This is a genomic window from Mycobacterium sp. ACS1612, from assembly GCF_001667505.1.
GTDB lineage: Bacteria > Actinomycetota > Actinomycetes > Mycobacteriales > Mycobacteriaceae > Mycobacterium.
In genome coordinates this window covers 1-704 of sequence record NZ_LZHZ01000046.1, presented here as the reverse complement: position 1 = coordinate 704, position 704 = coordinate 1, and the positions used below count along the sequence as shown (strand labels likewise).

The following is a 704-nucleotide window of genomic DNA, read 5'->3' as shown; positions in this document are numbered from 1 at the left end:
GAGTCGCTGTGTGGGTAGTCGGCTTCCCAGCAGATGTTGTCGATGCCGATCTCGTTGCGCAGCTTGACGCCCACCGGATCAGAGATGAAGCACGTCAGGAAGTGCTCGCGGAACACCTCGCTGGGCAGCTTGCCCTTGAAATCCTGACCCGTCCATGTCGAGTGCATCTCATAGGTGCGGTCGGCACGCTCCAGGAAGTAGGGGATCCAGCCGGTGCCGCCCTCGGACAGGGCGATCTTGAGGTCGGGGTACTTCTTGATCGGCTTGGACCACAACAGATCCGCCGCAGCCTGCACGATGTTCATCGGCTGCAGCGTGATCATCACATCCATCGGCGCATCCGGCGCCGTAATCGCCAACCGCCCCGACGAGCCGATGTGCACATTCATCACCGTGTCGGTATCGACCAACGCTTCCCACAACGGCGTCCAGTAATTGTCATGAAAACTCGGATAGCCCATGGCGGCCGGGTTTTCAGTGAACGTCAACGCATGAACCCCACGCTCAGCATTGCGCCGCACCTCCTTGGCACACGCCTGGGCATCCCAGATCACCGGCAGACACATCGGAATGAACCGGGCCGGATAGACCCCGCACCACTCCTCGACATGCCAGTCGTTGTAGGCCTGCAACAGCGCCAACGAAAACTCCGGATCCTCCGTCGCAAACAACCGACCGGCGAAACCCGGAAACGACGGAAAACA

The 704-nt window shown here is 60.4% G+C and carries 1 protein-coding gene; it reads right to left on the bottom strand.

What is annotated here, in order from left to right:
- Positions 1 to 704: amidohydrolase family protein (locus tag A5724_RS18595; protein WP_156752356.1), on the bottom strand; the 704-nt coding region annotated here is incomplete at both ends.